This is a genomic window from Olivibacter jilunii (genome assembly GCF_900607235.1).
Lineage (GTDB): Bacteria > Bacteroidota > Bacteroidia > Sphingobacteriales > Sphingobacteriaceae > Olivibacter > Olivibacter oleidegradans.
Map to the genome: position 1 here is coordinate 1,046,865 of NZ_LR027848.1, position 22,720 is coordinate 1,069,584.

At 41.0% G+C, this 22,720-nt stretch carries 16 protein-coding genes; 10 read left to right on the plus strand and 6 right to left on the minus strand.

Translation table 11 applies throughout. The annotated features are described in order from the left end of the window. The first annotated feature begins 11 nt into the window (after positions 1-11). From E0E36_RS04260 to E0E36_RS04270, 3 genes are all read left to right on the plus strand, one after another. Positions 12-1,499, plus strand: coding sequence for an aldehyde dehydrogenase (NADP(+)) (locus tag E0E36_RS04260; RefSeq protein WP_130854843.1), 1,488 nt, complete (start codon positions 12-14; stop codon positions 1,497-1,499). Positions 1,500-1,605: 106 nt separating this feature from the next. After that, a complete protein-coding gene (locus E0E36_RS04265; RefSeq protein WP_130854844.1) occupies positions 1,606-2,604 on the plus strand; it encodes a 4-hydroxyproline epimerase in 999 nt (332 codons plus the stop codon). A 122-nt stretch (positions 2,605-2,726) separates the two neighbouring features. Next, on the plus strand, positions 2,727-3,989 hold the full coding sequence (locus tag E0E36_RS04270) for an NAD(P)/FAD-dependent oxidoreductase (RefSeq protein WP_130854845.1): 1,263 nt from the start codon (positions 2,727-2,729) through the stop codon (positions 3,987-3,989). Positions 3,990-4,103: 114 nt separating this feature from the next. On the opposite strand, the gene E0E36_RS04275 is transcribed toward E0E36_RS04270, so the two are convergent. The 3 genes from E0E36_RS04275 to E0E36_RS04285 form a co-directional block, all read right to left on the minus strand. Next, positions 4,104-4,280 carry a hypothetical protein gene (locus E0E36_RS04275; RefSeq protein ID WP_013664286.1) on the minus strand — a complete coding sequence of 59 codons (177 nt, stop codon included), beginning with the start codon at positions 4,278-4,280 and terminating at the stop codon, positions 4,104-4,106. Between the two features lie 92 nt (positions 4,281-4,372). Next, positions 4,373-5,047: a lipid-binding SYLF domain-containing protein gene (locus E0E36_RS04280; RefSeq protein WP_130854846.1), complete on the minus strand. Its 675-nt coding sequence runs from the start codon at positions 5,045-5,047 to the stop codon at positions 4,373-4,375. Between the two features lie 96 nt (positions 5,048-5,143). After that, on the minus strand, positions 5,144-6,016 hold the full coding sequence (locus E0E36_RS04285) for an AraC family transcriptional regulator (protein ID WP_013664284.1): 873 nt from the start codon (positions 6,014-6,016) through the stop codon (positions 5,144-5,146). Positions 6,017-6,364: 348 nt separating this feature from the next. On the opposite strand from E0E36_RS04285, the gene E0E36_RS04290 reads away from it, so the two are divergent. The 6 genes from E0E36_RS04290 to E0E36_RS04315 all read left to right on the plus strand — a co-directional run bounded on the left by E0E36_RS04290 (position 6,365) and on the right by E0E36_RS04315 (position 16,536). Continuing rightward, positions 6,365-7,522 (plus strand): iron-containing alcohol dehydrogenase, encoded by a 1,158-nt coding sequence (locus tag E0E36_RS04290; RefSeq protein WP_130854847.1) that lies wholly within the window; start codon positions 6,365-6,367, stop codon positions 7,520-7,522. Between the two features lie 57 nt (positions 7,523-7,579). After that, positions 7,580-8,518 carry a dihydrodipicolinate synthase family protein gene (locus tag E0E36_RS04295; RefSeq protein WP_013664282.1) on the plus strand — a complete coding sequence of 313 codons (939 nt, stop codon included), beginning with the start codon at positions 7,580-7,582 and terminating at the stop codon, positions 8,516-8,518. Then, a complete protein-coding gene (gene pdxA, locus E0E36_RS04300; protein ID WP_130854848.1) occupies positions 8,511-9,551 on the plus strand; it encodes a 4-hydroxythreonine-4-phosphate dehydrogenase PdxA in 1,041 nt (346 codons plus the stop codon). The genes E0E36_RS04295 and pdxA overlap by 8 nt, the downstream gene beginning before the upstream one ends. Beyond that, positions 9,548-10,702, plus strand: a complete 1,155-nt coding sequence (locus E0E36_RS04305; RefSeq protein WP_130854849.1) for a four-carbon acid sugar kinase family protein — start codon at positions 9,548-9,550, stop codon at positions 10,700-10,702. Before pdxA ends, E0E36_RS04305 begins: the two co-directional genes overlap by 4 nt. Positions 10,703-10,733: 31 nt before the next feature. Beyond that, entirely contained in the window at positions 10,734-12,386 is a 1,653-nt protein-coding gene (locus tag E0E36_RS04310) for a sodium:solute symporter family protein (protein ID WP_130854850.1), read from the plus strand. 79 nt (positions 12,387-12,465) lie between these two features. After that, positions 12,466-16,536, plus strand: a complete 4,071-nt coding sequence (locus E0E36_RS04315) for a hybrid sensor histidine kinase/response regulator transcription factor (protein ID WP_130854851.1) — start codon at positions 12,466-12,468, stop codon at positions 16,534-16,536. A 378-nt stretch (positions 16,537-16,914) separates the two neighbouring features. On the opposite strand, the gene E0E36_RS04320 is transcribed toward E0E36_RS04315, so the two are convergent. The 3 genes from E0E36_RS04320 to E0E36_RS04330 form a co-directional block, all read right to left on the minus strand. After that, the gene (locus E0E36_RS04320; RefSeq protein WP_130854852.1) at positions 16,915-17,127 is read right to left on the minus strand and encodes a hypothetical protein; all 213 of its coding nucleotides are present in this window, start codon (positions 17,125-17,127) and stop codon (positions 16,915-16,917) included. A 121-nt stretch (positions 17,128-17,248) separates the two neighbouring features. Beyond that, the gene (locus tag E0E36_RS04325) at positions 17,249-18,571 is read right to left on the minus strand and encodes a sensor histidine kinase (protein WP_130854853.1); all 1,323 of its coding nucleotides are present in this window, start codon (positions 18,569-18,571) and stop codon (positions 17,249-17,251) included. 17 nt (positions 18,572-18,588) lie between these two features. Further along, positions 18,589-19,269, minus strand: coding sequence for a response regulator transcription factor (locus E0E36_RS04330; protein WP_130854854.1), 681 nt, complete (start codon positions 19,267-19,269; stop codon positions 18,589-18,591). Between the two features lie 220 nt (positions 19,270-19,489). On the opposite strand from E0E36_RS04330, the gene E0E36_RS04335 reads away from it, so the two are divergent. Further along, a complete protein-coding gene (locus E0E36_RS04335) occupies positions 19,490-22,720 on the plus strand; it encodes a SusC/RagA family TonB-linked outer membrane protein (RefSeq protein ID WP_130854855.1) in 3,231 nt (1,076 codons plus the stop codon).

Here is a 22,720-nt window from a genome sequence, read left to right on the forward strand (position 1 = left end):
AAGGAAATAGAATGTACACAGAAACACCACAGGAACAAGTCAAGGAATTACTGCACAAGGCAGAAGAAGCATTTCAATACCTAAAAGGAAGAAGCGCAATCGATAGAGCAGGTTTAATGTATGCGATTGCAGCCAAAATAGAGGGATTGGGGACTGAATTGATCGCAACAGCAATGGAAGAGAGCCACCTTCCCGAGGCTCGTCTGATCGGAGAGAAAGCCCGGACTGTCTTTCAATGGAGAAGCTATGCCGATCATATAAAAGATGGCCTATGTTTTGAAGCAAGAATTGATACAGCGATTCCAGACAGAACACCACCGAAGCCGGATTTGCGTAAAATCAAGGTTGGGGTTGGTCCGGTAGTTGTTTTTGGTGCAAGTAATTTCCCCTTTGCTTTTTCGACCGCCGGTGGAGACACGGCGAGCGCTATCGCAGCGGGTTGCCCGGTAATTCTTAAAGCACATCCGGGACATCCCAAGACTTCAGCATTAATGGCGGAGGCTATTTTCGGCGCGATAAAAGAAGAGGGATGGCATGATGGAATTTTTTCCCACATATACGGTAATTCAAACGAGTCGGGGGCTTATCTTGTTCAACATCCTATAGTCAAATCGGTTGCGTTTACGGGCTCTTATGGAGGAGGGAAAGCGTTATTTGATTTGGCTAATCAACGAAAGGAGCCCATACCGGTATTCGCTGAGATGGGTAGTGTAAACCCAGTCTTTGCGCTGCCGGAAAAAATGGCGACTGATCCGCGAGGTTTAGCGAACCAGTATTTAAGTTCGCTAACGCTCGGTGTGGGTCAATTTTGTACCAATCCAGGTGTACTCATCGCTGTCAAGGGGAAAGATCTTGAGACATTTAAAGAAGTTCTCCGCCAAGAAGTTTTAAGTTGCCCTCCAGCGAACATGCTTCATGCAGGTATTGCTAAAGCTTACCATGCCAATAGCGAACGCATGTTAACGGAATCCACCATTCGCGTAATAGGCAAAGCAGAACAAATCGCTGCAGAAGGCCAAGGAGCTGCGCTGCTTGTTGAAACCGACGCGAAAAGCGTTGTAGAAAATGACGCTTTACTTGAAGAGGTGTTTGGTCCTTTCGGATTAATCGTGGCGTGCGAGAGCGAAGAGGAAATGCTGAATATTGCCGATCATATAAAAGGACAGCTAACAATTACTGTGGCTGCCACCGAGGCGGATGCCGTCAGACATAGTAAATTAATAAGTCTTTTACAGGATAAGTGTGGGCGATTGTTGTTTAACGGTATGCCTACCGGCGTAGAGGTATGTATAGCTATGCAGCATGGAGGGCCTTTTCCGGCAACGACAGATGCACGGTTCACCTCCGTTGGATCAGATGCTGTGCAGCGTTTTCTACGTCCCATCTCTTTTCAAAATTGGCCGAACGCACTATTGCCTGATGCCTTGAAAAATGAAAATCCCCTAGGTATTTATCGTACTGTAAATAGCGTATTGACGAAGGACGCTTCTGCGTTGTAAGTTATAAATTTTAAGGAAGGTAGTGGGGCTTTTCAAGCGAATAAAATTAATAGCTAAAATATTTAATTTAACAGCAGCTAATAGCTAAAGGCTAATTGCTACAACAATGAAAAAAACTTTTTTCTGTATAGACGCCCATACCTGTGGCTGCCCGGTACGGCTCGTTGCAGGCGGCGGCCCACTGTTGGAGGGGAATTCCATGATGGAGCGACGTTTGCACTTCATGAAAGAATACGATTGGATTCGGAAGGGGCTGATGTTTGAGCCACGGGGCCATGATATGATGAGTGGAAGTATATTGTATCCACCTTGCGATCCGGCGAATGATATCGGCGTACTATATATAGAAACCAGTGGCTGTTTGCCCATGTGTGGACATGGCACAATCGGGACGGTTACTATTGCTATTGAAGAGGGCTTGGTTGAACCCAAGACACCGGGTAAATTACGTCTCGAAACACCGGCAGGTCTGGTCTTAATTGATTACAAACAAGAAGGTAAACGGGTTAAGTCCGTTAAATTGACGAATGTTAAATCGTTCTTATACGCGGAAGGACTTGAAGTAGTTTGCCCTGATTTAGGGATGATACGTGTTGATGTTTCCTTTGGAGGTAATTTCTATGGTATCATTGATCCACAGGAAAATTTCGAGGACATCAACCGGTTTTCTGCCAGCCAACTCATTTACTACGGTAAAGTAATTCGAAAGCTATTAAATGAAAAGTATCAGTTTATTCATCCGGAGAACAGTAATATTTCGGGTCTAAGCCATATACAATGGACAGGGAGTGTTTTGGATCCTTCGTCGACTGGGCGAAATGCAGTACTTGTAGGAGAGAATGCATTAGATAGGTCTCCATGTGGCACCGGCACTTCTGCACGAATGGCTCAATGGTACGCCAAGGGCAAGCTGAAAAAAGGAGATCGGTTTATTCACGAAAGTTATATCGGGTCAAAATTTCTTGGTACGATCGAGGAAGAGGCGACGATAAATGGAAAACCGGCTATTATACCCAGTGTAGAGGGCTGGGCTTTAATTACAGGATATAATCATATCATCATTGATGATGAGGACCCTTATGCTTTCGGTTTTCAGGTGATTTAAATTCAAAAGTAAAAAGTAAAAATTCAAAAGTAAAAAAGTCTGTTATGCGTTTCAGTTTGGTTCTTGGTAAATTCAAAAAGCCGAGAACGGACAAAGAAAGCTGACAACTAGTATGCTAACACATGGATAAAGAAAATAAGGGGAGTGTTCTGATTATTGGAGGAGGTATTGCTGGATTATGTTCAGCCTATTATCTGTTAAAAGATGGTTGGAAAGTTACGCTTCTAGACAGCGGTGATTTAAAAGACAACTGTTCTTATGGTAACGCCGGAATGCTGGTTCCCAGTCACTTTACACCACTCGCGGCTCCAGGTATTGTGGCGCAGGGAATCAAGTGGATGTTTAACAGCAAGAGCCCATTTTATGTAAAACCGAGTTTGAGTGCTAATCTTATCTCTTGGGGGTTAAAGTTCATTAAACACGCGAATGCTACCCATGTTAACCGTTCTGCACCAAGTATTCGCGACCTAAATCTCCTGAGCAGTAACTTATACGACGAAATGGTGAAAACGGATGAATTCTCCTTTGAATTAGCACATAAAGGAATTCTCATGCTATATAAAACAGAGAAAATGGCAGAGGAAGAAATCCATTTGGCTGAAACGGCGAAAGCACTGGGTTTGGACGTAGAGGCTTTGTCGAAAGAGCAAGTACAATTGTTGGAACCAAATAATAAGCTTGATGTATTGGGCGCGGTACACTATCGTTGCGATGGTCATTTATATCCACAAGCGCTAATGGCGCAGCTTATTGCTTTTGTGAGACAAAAGGGTGCAGTGATACATGAGCACACTACGGTAACGGGTTTTGAATCCGGTATGGGAAAATTGCAGGCCGTTATTGCCGGAAACAAGAAGTTCAGTGCCGATAAATTTGTGATGACCGGAGGCGCTTGGTTGCCGGCAATTGCAAAAAAGGCGGGACTTCGGATTCCGTTAATGCCGGGAAAGGGTTACTCGTTTATGTATAAACCTCAGGAGCATACGTTATCGCATCCATCATTGTTACTCGAAGCGAGGGTGGCCGTAACTCCCATGCATGGTCATATTCGCTTCGGAGGAACCATGGAATTGGCCGCTTTGAACGAAGATATTAACATGAACCGCGTACAGGGCATCGTTGAAGCTATTCCCCGCTACTATCCCGAATTAAAAGTGGCTATGCCGGAGCGAAAAGACGTTTGGTTCGGTTTCCGACCTTGTTCGCCCGATGGCTTACCATACCTCGGGTACACTAAACAGTTAAAGAACTTGATTATAGCCGGAGGGGGTGGAATGATGGGACTTAGCTTAGGGCCTGCCTATGGAAAGGTCGTCTGCGAATTGGCAAATGAGCTGCCAAGTTCATCTGATATATCGCTATTTTCACCCGAACGTTTTGCTTAATTAGCCGTAAACTCACTGGCCCCGTCAGCAAATATCTGAATAGAACTTAATAATCAAATGATCAAAAGAAGCCTGCCTTACTAAGCACAGGCTTTTTTTGATCCTTGTAAGCAATTATTTCGCATTTTTCTTTTCCGTTACTTCATTACGGATGTCTTGAGCTAACGCTTTAGTTTGTTGTAATGCGCCTCTTAATCTTGTGCCAGCGGCCTTATTTCCTTTTTCGTAGAATGCAAGAGCGTCTTTTTCAGCTTGAGCAATAAGTTCTTTCAGTTTAGAGAATTTTTCCATAATACTTATAAATTTTTATGGGTTTATAAAATTAAGTTAATGATTTTGCTAAACTACGTTTTTTTATTAAAATGCAATAGGCTTTTTAAATTTTATTTGCCCCCTAACGCATTTCTCAGTGCAGTTACTTCTGCACTCGTATGTTTTGCTCCCGAAAACAGTTTCTGCGTGTCCGAATTAGCCCCGTAATAATTACTATTGGCTGTTTTATCAAAAGCTATATTAGAACCATTAATACTGATGCCGGCAAAAAGCCCCTTACTTCTCGAATAGGAATAAACTTCTGCGTCCAGTTTATAATCTGTATTGGCGCTCGTACTTCGGCCTACAGGACCTGCCGCAGCCGAAAGATCGCCACCAATGGTAAAGTCTCCGTTCTTAGCATTTGTTAAAGCTTCTTTATGCTTAAATAAAAGCACTAAATCTACTGCTTGCACCCCTGCTTGAAATCCAATACTACCACCGGTAATCGTTACAAATACCGGATCACTCCATTCTCCGGAAGCAAGTTTTACCATTGCAACACCCTTTCCTCGTTTTCCACCTATACCAAATCCTGCGTTGATCATTTTTGGGATAATGACGATTCCCTTTGAGTCTTCCAGCATGGATGCGGGTATACTTTCTTTCATGTTTGTGAAGTCTTCAAAGACACTTGCTGCTTTTTGAATCCGTTCAGCTTCTTTATCTACGATATATGACGAGCTCAGCACGCATATTAGGGCCAATAAAATTGGGGCCGCTATCCATTTTCTAATTATCTTCATACGCTTTATTAACGGTTTACCAATTAAAATAGTGTGCGCTAACTGCTATGGGTTATAAATTTTAAGTTCTATGGGTTTGAGCTTAAAACCTACAACTTATCTTGAAAGGTGGATGCGCTTATATTCCAGTGGAGTAACGCCTTTTTGTTTTTTGAAATGCCGATAGAAATTAGATACATTGTTAAATCCACATTCGAAGCAAATGACTTCCGTTGGTAAAATATTCTCGATCAATAAACGGCAAGCGTGGCTAATCCGAATCTCAATTAGAAAATCGTAATAGCTTTTTCTGGTCATCATTTTGAAGTAGCGACAAAAAGAAGTTACGCTAAGGTTGCTGATCGCCGCGATTTCTTTCAATGTTATCTCCGATTTATAATTACTAAAGGTGTAGGTATAGACTTTATTCAACCGAATGGTGTCGGCTTCATTGGGCGAAGTGAAGGCATGGTATTTATTCGTTATAAGCCTATACTCATCGCTTTCCGCTAATGTTTTTAAAATAGATAACAATAGAATAATACGTTCCAAATTTTCAGCAGTAGCACAATCATGCATTAGCTGTGCAACTTTTTTCTGCGTTTCTCCGTAAAATATCATTCCGCTCTTGGCTTTTTCGTACAATTTTGGAATAAGGTAGGCTTCCGGTATATTAATCCAATCCTTGCCCAGACAATCCGGCAAAAACTGCATAACGATGGCTTCAATATTAAAATTCGGATCTTGTTGAAAATACTCTTCTCGACAGCGCCAGGCATGAGGTAGGTTTTCGCCTAATAAAATAATTTCACCCGAAGAAAAATTGTCTATGTGATCACCAATAAACCGTACACCCTCCCCTTTAATATTGTAGTGCAACTCCAATTCGGGATGGTAATGCCAAACATTACCAAAGTTCGGCATGATATCATGATTGATGCTAAAGGAACTCTCTGATTTTACAGGAACTTTTTTTAAACGAGGTTTCATTGCGTACTTTTTTAACGAGTATCTTATAATATCCGACCAATCTATCACCACTTTATGTCATATGATAACTCGATCCTTAAAGGTATGTAAACAAGTTTGGTTAGCTTGTTATGCTTGTTATAGCATGATTTCCTCAAATGTAAGATGTTTATAGTTTCTATGCAAATATTGTATAGGATGAGGGGAAAATTGTACAACAAAGTGGTTTTACCGAGCCCTATATTTGAATTTCATTTATAGCCGGTGTAAGTCTCTAATAATAAGGAAAGATAGCGGCCATTATAAACTTTTGGGACTTCTGGGGAAGACCCATTGAAATTCATATAGAAGCTGACAATTGCGTTTTTGATGATGACAGTTCTACGAGATATAAGTGTTAATTTTCCAAACAAGATACTTTTTGGAAGCGGATGTTTGAATCAAATAGCATCTGATATTGCGCCTTTAGGCCTAAAGAAGGTACTGATCGTCAGTATAGCACCTTTATTGCCCACTATACAAAGCTTGATCAAGCAATTAGATAACATCGGGATACAAGTTTTTCTTCATACAGGAATAGAACAAGAACCTTCTTTCGATGATTTTAATCAGCTGATAAATAGCTATGTAGCGGAAGATATCGATGGCGTAATAGGTATTGGCGGTGGCAGCGTACTGGATATAGCAAAACTTGCAGCCGTGCAGTTAAAAAGTGATCAAAAGCTGGGAGCGATTGTCGGTAAAAATTTAATTCGAGAGAGACGGATTAAGCTAATCTGTGTACCAACCACTGCGGGTACGGGAAGTGAAGCTTCGCCTAATGCGATTTTTATCGATCCGGTCGACCATCAAAAAAAAGGAATAATCAGCCCTTTTTTGGTACCCGATCTAGTTTGTGTGGATCCTTTATTGACGCATAGCGTACCTGCCGGGGTAACCGCCGCTACCGGGCTTGATGCGCTTACACACTGCTTGGAAGCATATACGAATAAATTTGCTCATCCTTTTATCGATATATACGCTTTAGAAGGAATAAAGTTAATAGCAGCCAATTTAGTAAAGGCTGTTGAGGACGGTAGCCATGAGTTTGCTCGCGCGCAAGTAGCGATGGGAAGCTTATTCGGTGGGATTTGCCTTGGACCGGTCAATACGGCGGCCGTGCACGCCCTGGCTTATCCTTTAGGGACGCGTTTCCAAATAGCGCATGGCTTATCCAATGCGTTACTTCTACCCCATGTGATGACTTTTAACATTCCCGCAGCACCCGATCGTTACGCAGCGGTTGCGCTCGCATTGGGATGTGAAAAGTTAGCCGATGACCGAGGGACTGCTATGGCGGGTGTTGAAAAAATAAAGCAAATTATTCGAGCATGTAATCTTCCGGCTAGATTAAGAGATTTAAATATTCCGGAAACTTCGATACCTCAGTTGGCCGAAGATGCCATGAAAATAACAAGATTATTAGTAAACAATCCAAGGGAAATTACCATAGATGATGCAATATCTATTTATCGCGAGGCTTATTAAACGACTGACGCCTGAATGCCAAAATAGATAGATGTAAACAAAACAAAAGACTGACAGATGAAGACAAAAAAGAAATACCATGGTACCATTGTTCCCTTAGTAACACCCATAAATACAAAATATCAACTTGATAAAGAAGCGGTCGCCCGAATTTTGGAGAATTTAAAACAGTTCAATGCGTCTCCCTTTATTTTGGGTACAACCGGCGAGTCCGCATTGCTGACTAACCAATTGAAACTAGAGTATCTTGAAACAGTTGCCGGTATTCGATCAACTGAACATAAGCTATATGTTGGAATATCATCCAATTCAATGAAGGAAACCATTGATTTTTCGAAACGTTGTTTCGAGTTTGGCGCGGATGCGGTGGTTGCTACGCTTCCATTTTATTACAAGCTATCAGAACGTCAAATAAAGAAGTATTTTCTGCAATTAGCCGATCATGTGGACGGTCCAATGGTTATTTATAATATACCCGCTACCACCCATATGTCTATACCGCTAAATCTATTAGACGAGTTAAGTCTGCACGACAATATCGTAGCTACCAAAGATTCCGAACGATCAGAAGAACGTCTTCAGGAATCATTGTCTCGTTGGGCCGATAGGCCTGATTTTAGTCATCTGCTCGGTTGGGCTGCGAAGTCCGCGTATGCACTTCTACATGGTAGCGACGGTTTGGTACCTAGTACGGGGAATTTAGCGCCTTCCATTTACGACGAAATGTACAAGGCCATTGCTGAAGGCTCCGAAGAGAAAGCATACTATTATCAACGACAATCGGACCTATTGGGCGATCTTTATCAAAAAGGAAGAACCTTAGGCGAATCTCTATGGGCGCTAAAAATCCTGATGCAATCAGTTGGTTTATGTGAACCCCATGTGATGCCGCCGCTTCAAGGGTCATCCACAGAAGAAATCAATCTTTTAAAGGAGTCGTTTCAGCAACTTATTAAGGAAGAAGGAATAAAACTGAATATTTATAATCATGTCTGAGAAGCCAATTATTGGAATTACTATGGGCGATCCGGCTAGTATCGGGCCTGAAATTGCCGTTAAGGCGCTACTATCAAAAAAAGTCTATGATGCATGCCGACCGCTACTGATAGGAAATGCCAACGTATTTCAACATATCATAAATGCATTGGATATTCAGGTTTCAATCCATTCAATACAACATATAGAAGACGCAAAGTTTATTTATGGCCAACTGGATGTATATGATTTGGGACCTGTTGATTTAAATGCGATTCATTTTGGACAAGTGTCGGCTGCGGCGGGAGATGCTGCCTTTCGATCGGTAAAAAAGGTGATTGAATTGGCGATGGACGGTCAGATTGATGCCACGGTGACAGGCCCCATTAATAAAAAATCGATTAGTGAAGCTGGGCATCAATATCCCGGACATACCGAAATCTATGCACATTATACCAATACCAAAAAATATGCGATGCTATTGGTAGAAGAGCAAATGCGCGTTATTCACGTATCAACACACGTTTCCCTCCGTCAAGCCTGTGATCTGGTAAAGAAGGATCGTATTTTAGAGGTGATTGAATTGCTTCAAAACGGGCTGATCAGTTTAGGCTTAAGAAATTTAAAGATCGGTGTGGCCGGCCTTAATCCACATGCAGGCGATTCAGGACTGTTCGGAACGGAAGACGACGAAGAGATTGCCCCTGCTGTAGCGGAGGCAGGGCAGCTTGGATATGATGTGGAGGGGCCTGTACCTGCAGATACCCTGTTTTCCAAGGCCGCTACCGGCTATTACGGAGGAATTGTAGCCATGTATCATGATCAAGGCCATATTCCCTTTAAATTAACCGGATTCAAATGGAATCCTGAAAAGAAGCAGATGGATAGCGTGAAGGGAGTTAATATCACCATGGGATTGCCCATTATTCGCACGTCCGTGGATCACGGTACGGCCTTTGAAATCGCAGGCAAGGGTATTGCCAGTGAGGACGCGATGCTCTTGGCGATCGAAGCAGCAACACAATTAGCATTAAACAAAGTGTCTAGCACATGATTATTGTAATCGCAGATGATTTAACCGGAGCCACTGAATTAGGAGGGGTCGCCCTACGTTATAACCTTCAGGTAGAAATTACGAATCAAATAGACGTTTCTATAACTTCGGGAACCGATCTGTTGGTAATCAATACAGACACGCGGTCAATGGCTATAGAGCAGGCGATGGAGCGGTTGGACAACGTACTGAGATGGATAAAGACGCTTTCCTTTACACATATATTTAAAAAGGTAGATTCTGTATTAAGAGGACATATAGTTGCTGAGCTTACAGCGCAAATGCTTGCTATTGGTGCCAAACGGGCATTATTGCTCCCTGCTAATCCACGGTTAGGCCGGACAATCCGAAAGGGAAAATACTATGTGCAAGATAAACCAATTCATGAGACGGCTTTTTCGTGCGATCCCGAATTTCCTGTTAAAAATGCCAATGTCTTGGAAATGCTTGGAGCGCAAGGAGACGTGCAGATAAAATCATGGAGTGACACGTTACCTGCACATGGCCTTGTTGTAGGCGAAATAGCGACAGAACAGGACATTAGTAAATGGGTACAAATTGCACCGGAGGATACCCTGCTTGCAGGCGGGTCTTCCGCATTTATTGCTTTTCTTGAGCATAAAGCAAAGGCATTAAGGTGCGAACCATTGGAGGGAAATAAGTCATTTACAGGATTCAGGAGACCTTCATTATACATCTGTGGAAGCAATTATGAGAAAAGTATACAAAGAATTAAGGCTTGGCGTATGGTGAATGAACCTGTTTGCTACCTTCCGATCAGTAAACCGGGGGAAAATATGGATGAAGAAGAGCTCTACCGTTGGATGGAACGGGTGAAGGCTGCGCTAATGCATCATCAAAAAGCAATAATCGCCTTTGATAATGAGCTAGTATCCAGTATGCCATTAACTCCAAGCTTCTTAAGGATAAGCATGGCAAAAATGGTCGATCGCCTCTTGAATGAAGTCACCATCCAAGAACTGATAATAGAAGGGGGAGCCACGGCCGGAACGATATTAGCACATCGGCAGATCGGACAATTAAAACCAGTGGAAGAATTAGCTCCAGGGGTAATTCGCTGTAGCATATATAAAGAGCCAAAAATATGGATAACTTTAAAACCGGGTAGTTACAACTGGTATACGCTATAGCACAAATACTAACACTAAAACAACCAACATTATGACAAAAACTGCATTAGGGGCGGTGGATTATGGTATCATAGTTATCGTTATTATGATTACCCTGTATATGGGGATGCGCTATGCAAAAAATCAAACGTCTACGCACTCATTTTTTTCGGCAAGGGGTAGGGTTCCGTCGTGGGCTATCGGTATTTCGCTCTTGGCCACGCTGATAAGCAGTGTCACTTTTCTCGGCTACCCAAGCGAAGGATTCACATCCAACTGGATTTTATTGGTCCAAGGGTTAATGGTGCCAATTGTATTGCTGCTTAGTATATGGTTTATCGTACCTATGTACAGAAAGGTAATCGGATTAAGCACCTATGAATATTTTGAAAAGCGCTTCGGATCATTCGCCCGTTATTACAGTTCCATTGCCTTTGTTCTGCGCCAATTCTCCGGAATGGGGACCGTGTTATACCTATTGGCAGTTGCTTTAAGTAGTATGACAGGAGCCAATACTTTTTGGGTAATCGCCGGTACCGGGGCTATTATCATTACTATTAATTTGCTTGGTGGTTTGGAGGCCGTTATCTGGTTAGATGTTTTTCAGGGATTTATGCTGTTTTTAAGCGGAATCATCTGTCTGCTATTGATATTCTTTGCCGTTGATGGCGGTGCTAAACAAGTATGGCATATTGCCCAAATGAATCATCGAACCGGCTTCGGACCTTATGACTTCGATTTTAAAAATCTGACCTTCATCGTCGTTGCCATTAATGGCTTATTTTATGGAATACAAAAATACGGCACTGACCAAACGGTTGTTCAGCGATACTTAACTGCTAAGACAGACAAGGGAGCTATTGGAGCTTCGCTATTAGGTATCTTACTTACCGTACCCGTTTGGGCGCTGTTCATGTTCATTGGAACTGCCTTATTTGCATACTATACTCAGCAACCGCTACCAGCAAATGTAAATGCCAATAGTGTGTTCCCCTATTTTATTATGACCGAACTGCCAACAGGTGTTGTGGGGTTTGTGTTAGCGGCCATGATCTCTGCTGCAATTTGTAGTTTAAGTGCCGATCTTAACTCCTTGGCAGCAGTAGGGGTAGAAGATTACTATAAAAAGATAAAACCGGGAAAAGCAGATCGTATCTATTTAGCTAGTAGTAGATGGATTGTAGTATTATCGGGCATCATTACCATCATAATTGGCTTCGTATATGCTTATTTGGGAAGTGAAGGGATTTTAGGGGTTATTTTTACATTATATGCTATATTTTCAGGTGGCATTGTCGGAATCTTTCTGTTAGGGCTGTTTTCAAGTAGGGCCAATGAAAAAGGCGTTAATATTGCTATTGTAACATGTATATTTTTCACAGCTTATGCACTTTTAACGTCAACGGAAGTCGGTATAGGAGATAATAAGTACAAACTGCTGGATTTAGGCACCTTTAATTTTACCCATCACAAGCTTATGCTTGGTGTATATAGCCATATTCTGGTGGTCGTAGTAGGCTATATTAGCAGCCTATTCTTTCCAAAACCGTCAATCAATGAAAATTTGCTTTACAGTGGCTGGTTGAAGCTAAGAAGGGAGAGAAAGCAACAACAACAAGCTCATACCGTAATAAGCGAAAAGTTTAAAGAAGGGGGTGAAACCTCTGCAAGAGAAAACGGGAAGCGAAAGCTCTTTGTTGGCTAACCTGATCACCGGATAAAGCTATTTGATTTTAGCGAGTTAATTCCTATGTTTGGGTAAAACTAATATCAAGCCTAAAGATATGTTTTATTTTTACCCTTCAAGCGGAAAGAAACCGGTCATTTTAATTTTATTGATAATTGTTTCTTTGACAGTTAATGCGCAGTTTAAGCGTATCGGTTTAAAGGAGGGTTTATCCAATAATTCCGTTACCACGATTTTCCAAGATCGATATGGATTTATGTGGGTGGGTACTTTTGATGGTTTAAACCAATATGATGGCTATCAGTTTAGGACTTTCAAAAACAGCCTTGATGATTCTTTATCCTTACCAAACAATAGAGTATCAGCCATCGAAGAAGATGGCGCCGCTAATCTTTGGGTAGGAACCAAAATGGGCGTTTATCGTCTCGATAAATCTAAATGGAGTTTCTTCCCTCTTTTTTATAGGGAGGAAAACAAACCAATCAACCCCGATAGAAAGGTTACCACTCCTATAAATGCCTTACTAAAAATGGAAAACGGCAACCTGCTGATTTGTACGGCTGGACAGGGTTTGCTGCTTCATGACCCAAATACAAATAGAGCAAAGCAAATTCCGTTAAAATGTGATAAACAGTTAACCTATCAATTTCACGCACAGGCTGCTGTAATGAGTAGTAAACAAACGGTTTGGGTCTTCGTGCAGAATGTAGGGCTCATGTATTATGATGCTACGAAGGGATTCCTGGAATTGGTCGACCACAAGGTTTGGCAGGCTAACTGCTTGGTGTCAGATAAGCAGGGAAGTATATGGATAGGTAATAATAAGGGCCTTCATCGACTTCGAAAATCGCAGAATAATAGATTCATCTATCAGCATTATGCAGCCATAGGTAGTCAACCTGTCATGAGCCTAAGTCTCGATAAACAAGGGCAAATATGGGTTGGATCAGATGGAGGAGGTGTTTTTCAGATTAATCCTCAAACGGAAGAACACCAAGGCTTTTTTGCAGGCGACGCGGCCGATAATCTATCAAGCGCTGCCGTATACGCAATATATATAGATAATGCCGATCGGAAATGGATCGGCACCTTAAGAGGCGGTTTAAATATACTGGATAAAACGGCTAATCGGTTTAAATTGGTGCAACGTAATGGTAATCATCCGAATGCCTTAAGCAGTAACTTTATTATTTCTTTTTGTGAACAAGATCGTGATCATGTTTGGATAGGTACCGACGGTTCGGGAATAAGCTTGTGGAACCGATCTACCAATACATTTAAAAACTTTAAGCACGATCCCCACAATAGCAATAGCATCAGTAATAATTATGTGGTGAATATTATAAAAGACGATGAAGAAAATCTGTGGATTGCAACTTATGGCGGCGGAATTAACAAGTTTAACCTTCGAACCCGTCAATTTAAGCGATATCGTTGCGTTAATACCGTGTACCGATATGAAGAAGCGAACGTATGGGCACTTTATAAAGATAGCAAAGGAGGTATATGGGCAGGAACCTTGTCGGACGGAGGGCTTTATCGGCTTAATAAGAAAGGAGACTACTTTGAGCTTGCGGACCATTCGATTACCAACCTGCTTACTATTACGGAAGATGAAGACGGACAGTTATGGGGAGGAACGTTCAACAGTTTGATAAAAATAGATCTCCAAGCCAAACAGCATGTCCGGTTTCCTTTGGGTAGTGCGATACGTGCCATTAAGCCGAGTGGAAAGGGAAAATTCTGGTTAGCCACCGAAGGTAAGGGCTTAATGCTTTTTGATAAGGTGAAAAGATCATTTAAAACCTATTCAGAATCCGATGGGTTGCCCGAAAATGCCGTATTGAATATCTTAGAAGACAACAGCAACCATTTGTGGTTGAGTACCTTCAACGGTTTATCAGAATTTTCTCCTCGCGACAATACCTTTCGTAATTTCTTTGCTGCCGACGGGTTACAGAGCAATCAGTTTAACTATAATGCAGCGTTGAAACTATCTACCGGCGAATTGTTGTTCGGCGGTATAAATGGATTCAATATCTTTCTTCCAGAGACGATAACATCGTTAGAAAGTAAAGCACCGTTGCGCATTACGGGCATCCGAATAAATAATAAGCCGATAGAAAATTCGGATTTAAATACCGGCGAGAGCGGACTTAGTGAGATTAATACACTTAAACTTCCTTATGATCGTGCGGTACTTTCGGTAGATTTTGCAGCTTTAAATTATAGTTTTCAAGATAAAATCAATTATGCATTCTACTTAGCGGGCTGGGAAGACAATTGGAATTATGTCGGCCATACTCGGAGTGCAAATTATGGGAAATTGCCTCCGGGAAAATACGTTTTACATATTAAAGCCTCCGATGCCGATGGGCAGTGGATGCCAAATGAACGCTTACTTTACATACAGGTATCACCGCCCTGGTGGGCTACTTGGTGGGCTTATGGTTTGTATGGTATTCTCTTTCTATTTACTGTGACAGGTTATAATCGCTATAGAAAAAGCAGTTTGCAACTGAAATATGAAGTGGAAACGGCAAAAATGGAGAAAGAAAAGGAACACGAATTGAATGAAAAGAAAATCGCGTTTTTCACACACGTTTCGCATGAACTCCGTACACCCTTAACGCTCATTATTAATCCAATTAGAGCCTTGCTGACGAAAGAAAAGGCACAGAATCTAGAGATTTTGCAAAGCGTATACCGGAATAGTAAACGGCTTTTAAGTATGGTAGATCAATTGCTTTTATTTAAAAAGGCAGAAAGTGATTTGGATAACCTAAAGATCGTTCAGCTTAATACCGACGAGCTGTGTCAGGAAATTTATCAATGTTATGAGCAGCAGGCTAAGTTAGCATCGATTGACTTTTTTTTGGAATTGCCCGAAACAACCGAGCCTATCTATGCTGACCGGGAAAAAATAGAAGTTATTTTGTTTAATCTGCTCACCAATGCCTTTAAGTTTACTGCAACAAGAGGCACGGTGACATTGAAACTACGTTTTCACGAGGATAAAGTTCAGTTCCTGGTAGAAGACAATGGTTGTGGAATACCGCGTGAATATCAGAACGAACTGTTTGAGAAATTTGCGCGACATGCACATGGACAACAAAGTGGCTTCGGAATAGGCTTATACCTCTCCAAAAAATTTGCCGAACAACATGTGGGAACGCTGGATTATTTCAATCGGCCTGATGGGGGTAGTACCTTTATCCTTTCTTTACCGCGTGGGCGACAGCATTTGCAAGATCGCTTAATTTACGAAGACATCGGTCAGAAATCGATGTTCTTGGAAGAACTTTTGGAAGAGCCGATCAGTAGACCGCAAATAATAGATTCGTACGCTAAAGGCAAGACAATGGTGCCTACAACTTTAATCACTAAAAAGCCGTTGATGATGATAATCGACGATAACCAAGAAATCGTTGATTATCTATATAGGTGCTTTGAACCAAGCTTTTCTTTGATGGTTTTTCATAACGCTAAGGATGCATTGGCAGCTTTGCCGAGTAAAATAGCTGACATTGTTCTTTGTGATGTGATGATGCCGGATATGGATGGACTTCAGTTTGTAGAGGAGCTGAAAAAAAACAAACTTTGGCATAAAATTCCTGTGATTTTATTGACTGCAAGTACTTCAGAAGAAAATAAACTTAAAGGTATAGAGTTAGGGGCTGACGATTATGTTAGCAAACCCTTTAATGAAGTTCATTTGCAGGCAAGAATACAGGCCCTGTTAAAACAAAAAAAGGTAATTGAAGAAACATTTTATGAACAGGTAACTTTGTCAACCCGCATCGGCATTTCTGAAGAAGAGGTAGCTTTTTTACAACGCTGCGAGGACATTGTTCTCAAACACTTACATCATGAATTTACTATTAAGAGCCTTGCGGCCGAAATAGGGATGAGTCATTCGGCACTTTATAAAAAGATTAAGAGTCTGTCAGGACGTACCGCCAATGAGTTTATGCGTCTGATTAAACTAAGAAAAGCAGCGCAAACACTGTTAAAAGAGGACGTAAATATCAATGAAGTGTCAATAATCGCGGGGTTCAATGATGTAAAGTACTTTCGCGAGCAGTTTCAAAAGGAATTTAGCATGACACCTTCTGAATATGTAAGAAAGTATAAAGGATTATTTCAAAAGAAGTATCAAATTAGTTGATCGCTATTAAAATCAAATCGACTTCTCCAGTCCGGAGAAGAACCGGTTCCTCTTGTGTTTACCCTCAGCGGATATTTTGGTTATATACTAACAGTACCCGCTATATAGAAAATGAAAGAAAAGCGAAGAGATAGTAAAGGAGTAGTGAAGGATACGTGGACCTGACGTGGACTAAAGGTGGACTTGACGTGGAGTTCATGTGGATTATTGGATTGTTTTTTTTAAGAGAAAGAAATGATCACGGGTTGTATAGAGGTAATGCAAAAATACGAATTGATTTAATATTTCGGAATTTTACTACCGGAAGTCAAGCAAAAAAGCTAACGGCATTTACACCGTTGGCTCTTATGAACAAGCATTATCTGTTTATTTACCAAATTATTTGACCTCTTTTTTTGCGGTAGCTGTTTGCACGACGGCTGAGGTTTTACTTTCTCCTTTTAACGCATGGCTTTTACGATGCTTTTTTACACCTTCACCTTTTTTTTGAACTTCAGTTTTAGCTGATACTGTTTCTTTTTTAACATTTTGTTGTGCGAATGCGCCGAAAGTTGATGCAACTAATGCAAGCGCTAAAATTGTTTTTTTCATGGTATTTATCTTTTTAATACATCGGAAGCTTTTGACGGCTCTTTCAATTTATGTCTTTGCTTCCGTTGTTTTGTTATACCAAAGTTGAGAAGTTAACATGAAGATTTGATGAAGATGAAATTCAATGACGTGTAATAGGTATATGCAATGCAATAGTGGTCCCTTCGTGAAGAATACTGGAAGCCTGGATATCCATCGTGTGGAAAGCAGCGATACTTTTGGCAATCGCCAGCCCTAAGCCATGCCCTTCTTCCTGTGAAGTACTGAAACGTTCATAGCGATTAAATATGTGTTGTAATGTTTCCGCTGTCATGCCAATTCCAGAATCCTCAAAGAAAAGAACGAGATGGTCGTTTTTTATCTCGTTGTAGACACGAATTGTGCCATGCTGTTGGTTATATTTTATGGCATTTTTGATGAGGTTGGCAAAAAGAATGTGAATCAGTGTTGAATTTCCGATGATATTGAGCTTCGGCGATAATTGGTTGTGTAATTGGACCTCTTTATTAGCCAGTAAATCGTCCATCTCAACTCGAATCTCTTCAATCAAGTTTGTGAGATCGATTTTCTCGAATTTTTCGTATTGTCCATTGTCAATCTTCGCAATCAAAAGTAGATCTTTTATGGTTCTTTTTAAAAATGCGAGCGTCATTAACGAATCACTTATTTTCTGAACGGCTGAAGTGGATAGACTTTCATCGTTAAGCATATTTTCAAATCGGCTACTTAAGGTACTGATCGGAGTAAGTAGTTCATGTGAAACATTTGAAGTGAATTGCTTTTCGACATCCAACTGTCGACTTACTTTTTCCATTAGTTGCATCAGGCTTCTATCTAACAGTAGGAAATCTTCTGTACTTGTTTTCTCGGGAATATAGCTAAACTGTAAGGGATCGTTAATTTTATTCAGCTTCTTTTCGACAATATTATAAAATGGTTGTAGCAATTTATTAGTAAAAGATATATCAATGATTAAGGTTATGATGATGGAGATAAGAAGTGCTAAGCAGGTAAATAACCAGATATTTTTCTCCAATTTACTTAACACAACCGTAGTTTCGCCTATTTCCAGGCGATAATTGTTTTGATGAAATCTAAAATAGTAAGTATAAATGAGGTAAGGTTGTGTTTCCCCCTCTATTTCGCGCGTTTGTTTGATGAAATTACCATGGTTGTTTTTAACGAGTTGCTTAATGGGAGTTAGAATAATAAACTCTTCCTTTAAAATGTTATAGTCGGTAAAGTTGGCTTGGCTTTGAATAAGGTGGTCGATCTGTTCCTGCGTAAGTCCATGCATGAATTTCTTGCGCTTGTCTACGAGGCGCTGCTGCAAATGATGATTCGAAATGCTATCCGTAAAAAGGTAAATAACAAAACTGAACACCAAGATGATGATTACCTTGGTAAGTGAATTATATAGCGCTATTTTATTGGAAAGTTTCATAAGCGACGCCAAATAGGTTACAATTTAACTCGGTAGCCAACCCCGCGAACGGTTTCGAGCCAATCGACCTCGGCATGTTGTTGTAGTTTTTTACGTAAGTTCTTTATATGAACATCTACAAAATTGGAGTCAACATAAGCATCGTAGAGATCACCCCATATATGTTCTGTGAGACTCATCCTCGCCACTACTTTGTTTTTGTTCAACACTAAATAAGCAAGTATATCATATTCTTTTTTGGTGAGATTTAATACCACATTCCCGTAACAGAAGGTCCTTTGCTGTATATTTAACGAAAAGTCACGTACGGGAATGTTATTATCGTTCACCTGATGTTTCCTGCGTATAATTGCATGAATCCTAGCGCGCAATTCCGGCAACGAGAATGGTTTAGGCAAATAGTCATCTGCTCCCAGCTCTAAGCCTGCTATGCGATCGTCAATAGCCCCTCTGGCCGAAAGAACAATCACTGCATCCCTTCTGTCTTTGAATTTTTTTAGCTCGTTTATTATGTCCAAACCGTTGCCATCCGGTAGTGTAATATCCAATAAAATGAAATCATAGGTGCTTTCTGTTATTTTTTCCAATGCAGAGCTTTTTTTCCATGCATGGTCGATTACGCATCCCTCTTCTGTAAACAGAAATTCAGCCACTTCGAGCGCAAGGTCTTTCTGATCTTCAACAATAAGGATTTTCATGTTTATCCAATAAACACATTTATGAACGCTTTGTCTTTATATTAAAATATTAAAGCAAAGTTAATACTATTTTACCCCCTAAACTATCATATTTTGCCACCCCTGCCATCCGTAAAAATCTTTCATAATTGCATACGATAGATGATGTCAACGACTAAACCATATGGCCATCAGCTATTGAAATCAACCAACAACATTATGGAACGTATTTTTTTAAATTATGAGCAAATCTAGGACCTATTGTTTCCAATATGGAAGTTTATTATTCATTTTTCTTCTGCTGGCGAATGTACAGCTGGTAGCAGCTCAAAATGTTCAAGTTACAGGCCTTGTAAAAGATAGCCGGGGGCCTGTTGCTGGGGTATCTATAAGAGAGCAGCGTAACGGAAAGGCTTTGGGGCAAACAGGAGATCAGGGAACCTTTAAAATTGAGGCCACGGAGGGCGCGGTTTTGATTTTTTCATGTATCGGCTATAAATCGAAAGAAATAGGCCTTAGTACATTGGCACCAACCCGCCAGGGGAACTACAATGTAAACGTGGAGTTATTGCCCGACGATGCTAATGATTTGGATGAAGTGGTTGTAGTTGGTTTCGGAACGCAGAAGAAAGTGAACCTCACAGGCGCCGTGGGAATTGTCAGCGCTAAAGATTTGGAAGCGCGGCCTGTACAGAATGTTACACAGGCACTTCAAGGAGTTCTACCTGGGTTAAATATCTCTACACAAGGATTAGGTGGAACCTTGAATGCAGGTAGAAGCGTTAATGTAAGAGGGACGGGTACAATTAGCGGTTTTTCGTCTGGAAGCCCCCTAGTGCTGATTGATGGGTCGGAAGGGGCTTTAGATGCCTTGAATCCGCAAGATATAGAGAGTATATCGGTATTAAAAGATGCCGCCTCTTCTGCAGTATACGGCTCAAGGGCACCCTTTGGAGTTATTTTGGTAACGACAAAAAAAGGAGCTTCCGGAAAAGCTAGGGTAAACTATAACAATAGTTTCCGCTGGAGCACCCCTGTATTGCTGTTAAAAATGATGAATTCGTATGAGTTTGCTACTTATAGGAATGACGCTGATTATAATGGTGGAGGAAGTGGCCAGAAATTTAGCCCAACGGTGGTTCAAAAGATGAAGGACTATATAGATGGGCTTTTGGATCCAAGCGACGTAGCTGTAGCCAGACCCGACGGTAAATGGGATTATGATAATACTTACGGAAATGTAGACTGGATGAGGGAATATTATCGCGACTGGGCGCCTGCGAATGAACATAATCTGAGTATCAGCGGAGGCTCTGATAAATGGACTTATTATTTGTCGGGTAATTACCTTAACCAAGGAGGTTTTATGCGCTATGGAACAGATAAGTTTAATCGCTATGGAGTTACTGCGAAGATAAGTGGACAATTACGCGATAATCTTAATGTCGAGTACATGAGTCGATTAATTCGAACGAATTATGGGCGGCCCACCAGCATGACCGATGGGTTCTATGATAACGTTATGCGCAGAGCTAGACCTAATCGGGCGCTTTATGATCCAAATGGATTTTATATGTCGGATATCAATTATGTAGATGCCTTACAAAATGGTGGTAGGCGTACGGATGAGCAAGATTATATAACACAACAGCTGAAAATGACCTATACGCCTATAAAAGATTTAAATATTATAGGCGAACTGAATTATAGGACAGAAACGCAATTTGTTCATGAAGACGCATTTAAAGTGTATTCACGTAATGCTGACGGAGTAGGTCAATATGTTTCTTTACTTAGTCCCGCGAATGATTATGTTTATGAATATGCCCGAAAACTGTATTTCTTCAATCCCAATCTATATGCAAATTATACAAAAAGTATAAATGACCATAACGTTAAATTGATGATGGGTTTTCAATCTGAATGGACAAGAACAAAGAATTTTAACGCCCAAAGAATGGACTTGATCACTACAGAATTGCCGGTATTGGGATTAACCGGTAATCCTGTTCCTACTGTGGGAGGTGGCTTGGATAAATGGTCAACGGCGGGCTTTTTTGGGCGTATTAACTACGATTATAAAGGCAGATACTTACTAGAAGGTAATCTGCGATACGATGGATCTTCACGTTTCAGAAGAGATGCACGATGGAATTGGTTTCCTTCTGTTTCAGCAGGATGGAATATCGCGCAGGAAGATTTCTTTCGTTCCGTTACTAATACCGTGCAAATGCTGAAGCTTCGTGCTTCTTATGGTAAGTTGGGTAATCAAAATACATTGGATAATTGGAATCCAGCATATTATCCTACTTATCAAACTATTCCAACAGGTACAGCAAATGGTAATTGGTTAGTAGACGGTGCTAGGCCAAATACGTCGGGTGCGCCGGGCTTAATCAGTACCTCCTTAACATGGGAGAAGATTCGGAATTGGAACTTTGGTTTGGATTGGCAGCTCTTGAACGGTCGATTAAGTGGCTCGTTCGATTATTATATGCGTTATACAGATGATGGTCTCGGTCGGGGTCAAACCTTACCAGCTACGCTGGGAACAAGTGTTCCACTAGTTAACAATATCGATATCGTTACAAAAGGTTTTGAATTTACGTTGGCGTGGGATGATAAGATTGGAGAGGTTTCCTATGGAGCAAGATTAAATCTTTCCGATTCAAGAACGAAGGTTCTCAACTTCTATAATCTAACCAATGACATTGGATCATATATTGCCGGACAATACATTAATAATATATGGGGATATCATACCATTGGTATTGCCAGAACCAAAGAAGAAATGGATGCCCATTTAGCTTCCCTTCCAAATGGAGGTCAAAATGCCATTTCGGGCGGGGCTTGGGAAGCTGGAGATATTATGTATGCCGATCTTAATGGCGATGGAAAAGTGGATGGAGGCGCTAACTCTTTGGCAAATCCGGGTGATAGAACCATTATCGGAAATTCTACTCCCCGCTATGCAATCGGAGTGAATTTCAATGCTAGTTGGAAGGGGTTTGATGCAAGTATGTTCTGGCAAGGTATTCTAAAAAGAGATTGGGCGCCATCGGGCATGGTATTTTGGGGTACCACCGGTGCCGGCGATTTTTGGTCAACGGCCTTGAAGGACCATTTAGATTATTTCCGTGCCGACCCAAATCACCCACTTGGCCAAAATCTCGACTCCTATTATCCGAGACCATTATTTAGCGGGAAAAACCAACAGGTACAAACCGGGTATCTACTAGATGCTTCCTACATTAGGCTCAAAAACTTCCAGCTTGGCTACACCTTGCCTAATACTTTAACCAGAAACATAAAAATGTCTAATGTTCGCTTATTTGTTTCAGGCGAAAACCTATTGACATTTACTAAGCTCAATGATACACTTGATCCGGAATCAATAGGGATAGGACGTCAAGGAGGAACAGTATATCCTTTACAAAAGGTGTTCGCCTTTGGGATTAACGCAAATTTTTAA

What these genes read in the sequence shown, in the direction of transcription:
- E0E36_RS04325 (WP_130854853.1), bottom strand. Translation starts at nt 18,571, where the DNA reads ATGAAACTTTCCAATAAAATAGCGCTATATAATTCACTTACCAAGGTA.
- E0E36_RS04315 (WP_130854851.1), top strand. Translation starts at nt 12,466, where the DNA reads ATGTTTTATTTTTACCCTTCAAGCGGAAAGAAACCGGTCATTTTAATT.
- E0E36_RS04260 (WP_130854843.1), top strand. Translation starts at nt 12, where the DNA reads ATGTACACAGAAACACCACAGGAACAAGTCAAGGAATTACTGCACAAG.
- E0E36_RS04275 (WP_013664286.1), bottom strand. Translation starts at nt 4,280, where the DNA reads ATGGAAAAATTCTCTAAACTGAAAGAACTTATTGCTCAAGCTGAAAAA.
- E0E36_RS04310 (WP_130854850.1), top strand. Translation starts at nt 10,734, where the DNA reads ATGACAAAAACTGCATTAGGGGCGGTGGATTATGGTATCATAGTTATC.
- E0E36_RS04285 (WP_013664284.1), bottom strand. Translation starts at nt 6,016, where the DNA reads ATGAAACCTCGTTTAAAAAAAGTTCCTGTAAAATCAGAGAGTTCCTTT.
- E0E36_RS04330 (WP_130854854.1), bottom strand. Translation starts at nt 19,269, where the DNA reads ATGAAAATCCTTATTGTTGAAGATCAGAAAGACCTTGCGCTCGAAGTG.
- E0E36_RS04280 (WP_130854846.1), bottom strand. Translation starts at nt 5,047, where the DNA reads ATGAAGATAATTAGAAAATGGATAGCGGCCCCAATTTTATTGGCCCTA.
- E0E36_RS04295 (WP_013664282.1), top strand. Translation starts at nt 7,580, where the DNA reads ATGAAGACAAAAAAGAAATACCATGGTACCATTGTTCCCTTAGTAACA.
- E0E36_RS04290 (WP_130854847.1), top strand. Translation starts at nt 6,365, where the DNA reads ATGATGACAGTTCTACGAGATATAAGTGTTAATTTTCCAAACAAGATA.
- E0E36_RS04270 (WP_130854845.1), top strand. Translation starts at nt 2,727, where the DNA reads ATGGATAAAGAAAATAAGGGGAGTGTTCTGATTATTGGAGGAGGTATT.
- pdxA (WP_130854848.1), top strand. Translation starts at nt 8,511, where the DNA reads ATGTCTGAGAAGCCAATTATTGGAATTACTATGGGCGATCCGGCTAGT.
- E0E36_RS04305 (WP_130854849.1), top strand. Translation starts at nt 9,548, where the DNA reads ATGATTATTGTAATCGCAGATGATTTAACCGGAGCCACTGAATTAGGA.
- E0E36_RS04320 (WP_130854852.1), bottom strand. Translation starts at nt 17,127, where the DNA reads ATGAAAAAAACAATTTTAGCGCTTGCATTAGTTGCATCAACTTTCGGC.
- E0E36_RS04265 (WP_130854844.1), top strand. Translation starts at nt 1,606, where the DNA reads ATGAAAAAAACTTTTTTCTGTATAGACGCCCATACCTGTGGCTGCCCG.
- E0E36_RS04335 (WP_130854855.1), top strand. Translation starts at nt 19,490, where the DNA reads ATGAGCAAATCTAGGACCTATTGTTTCCAATATGGAAGTTTATTATTC.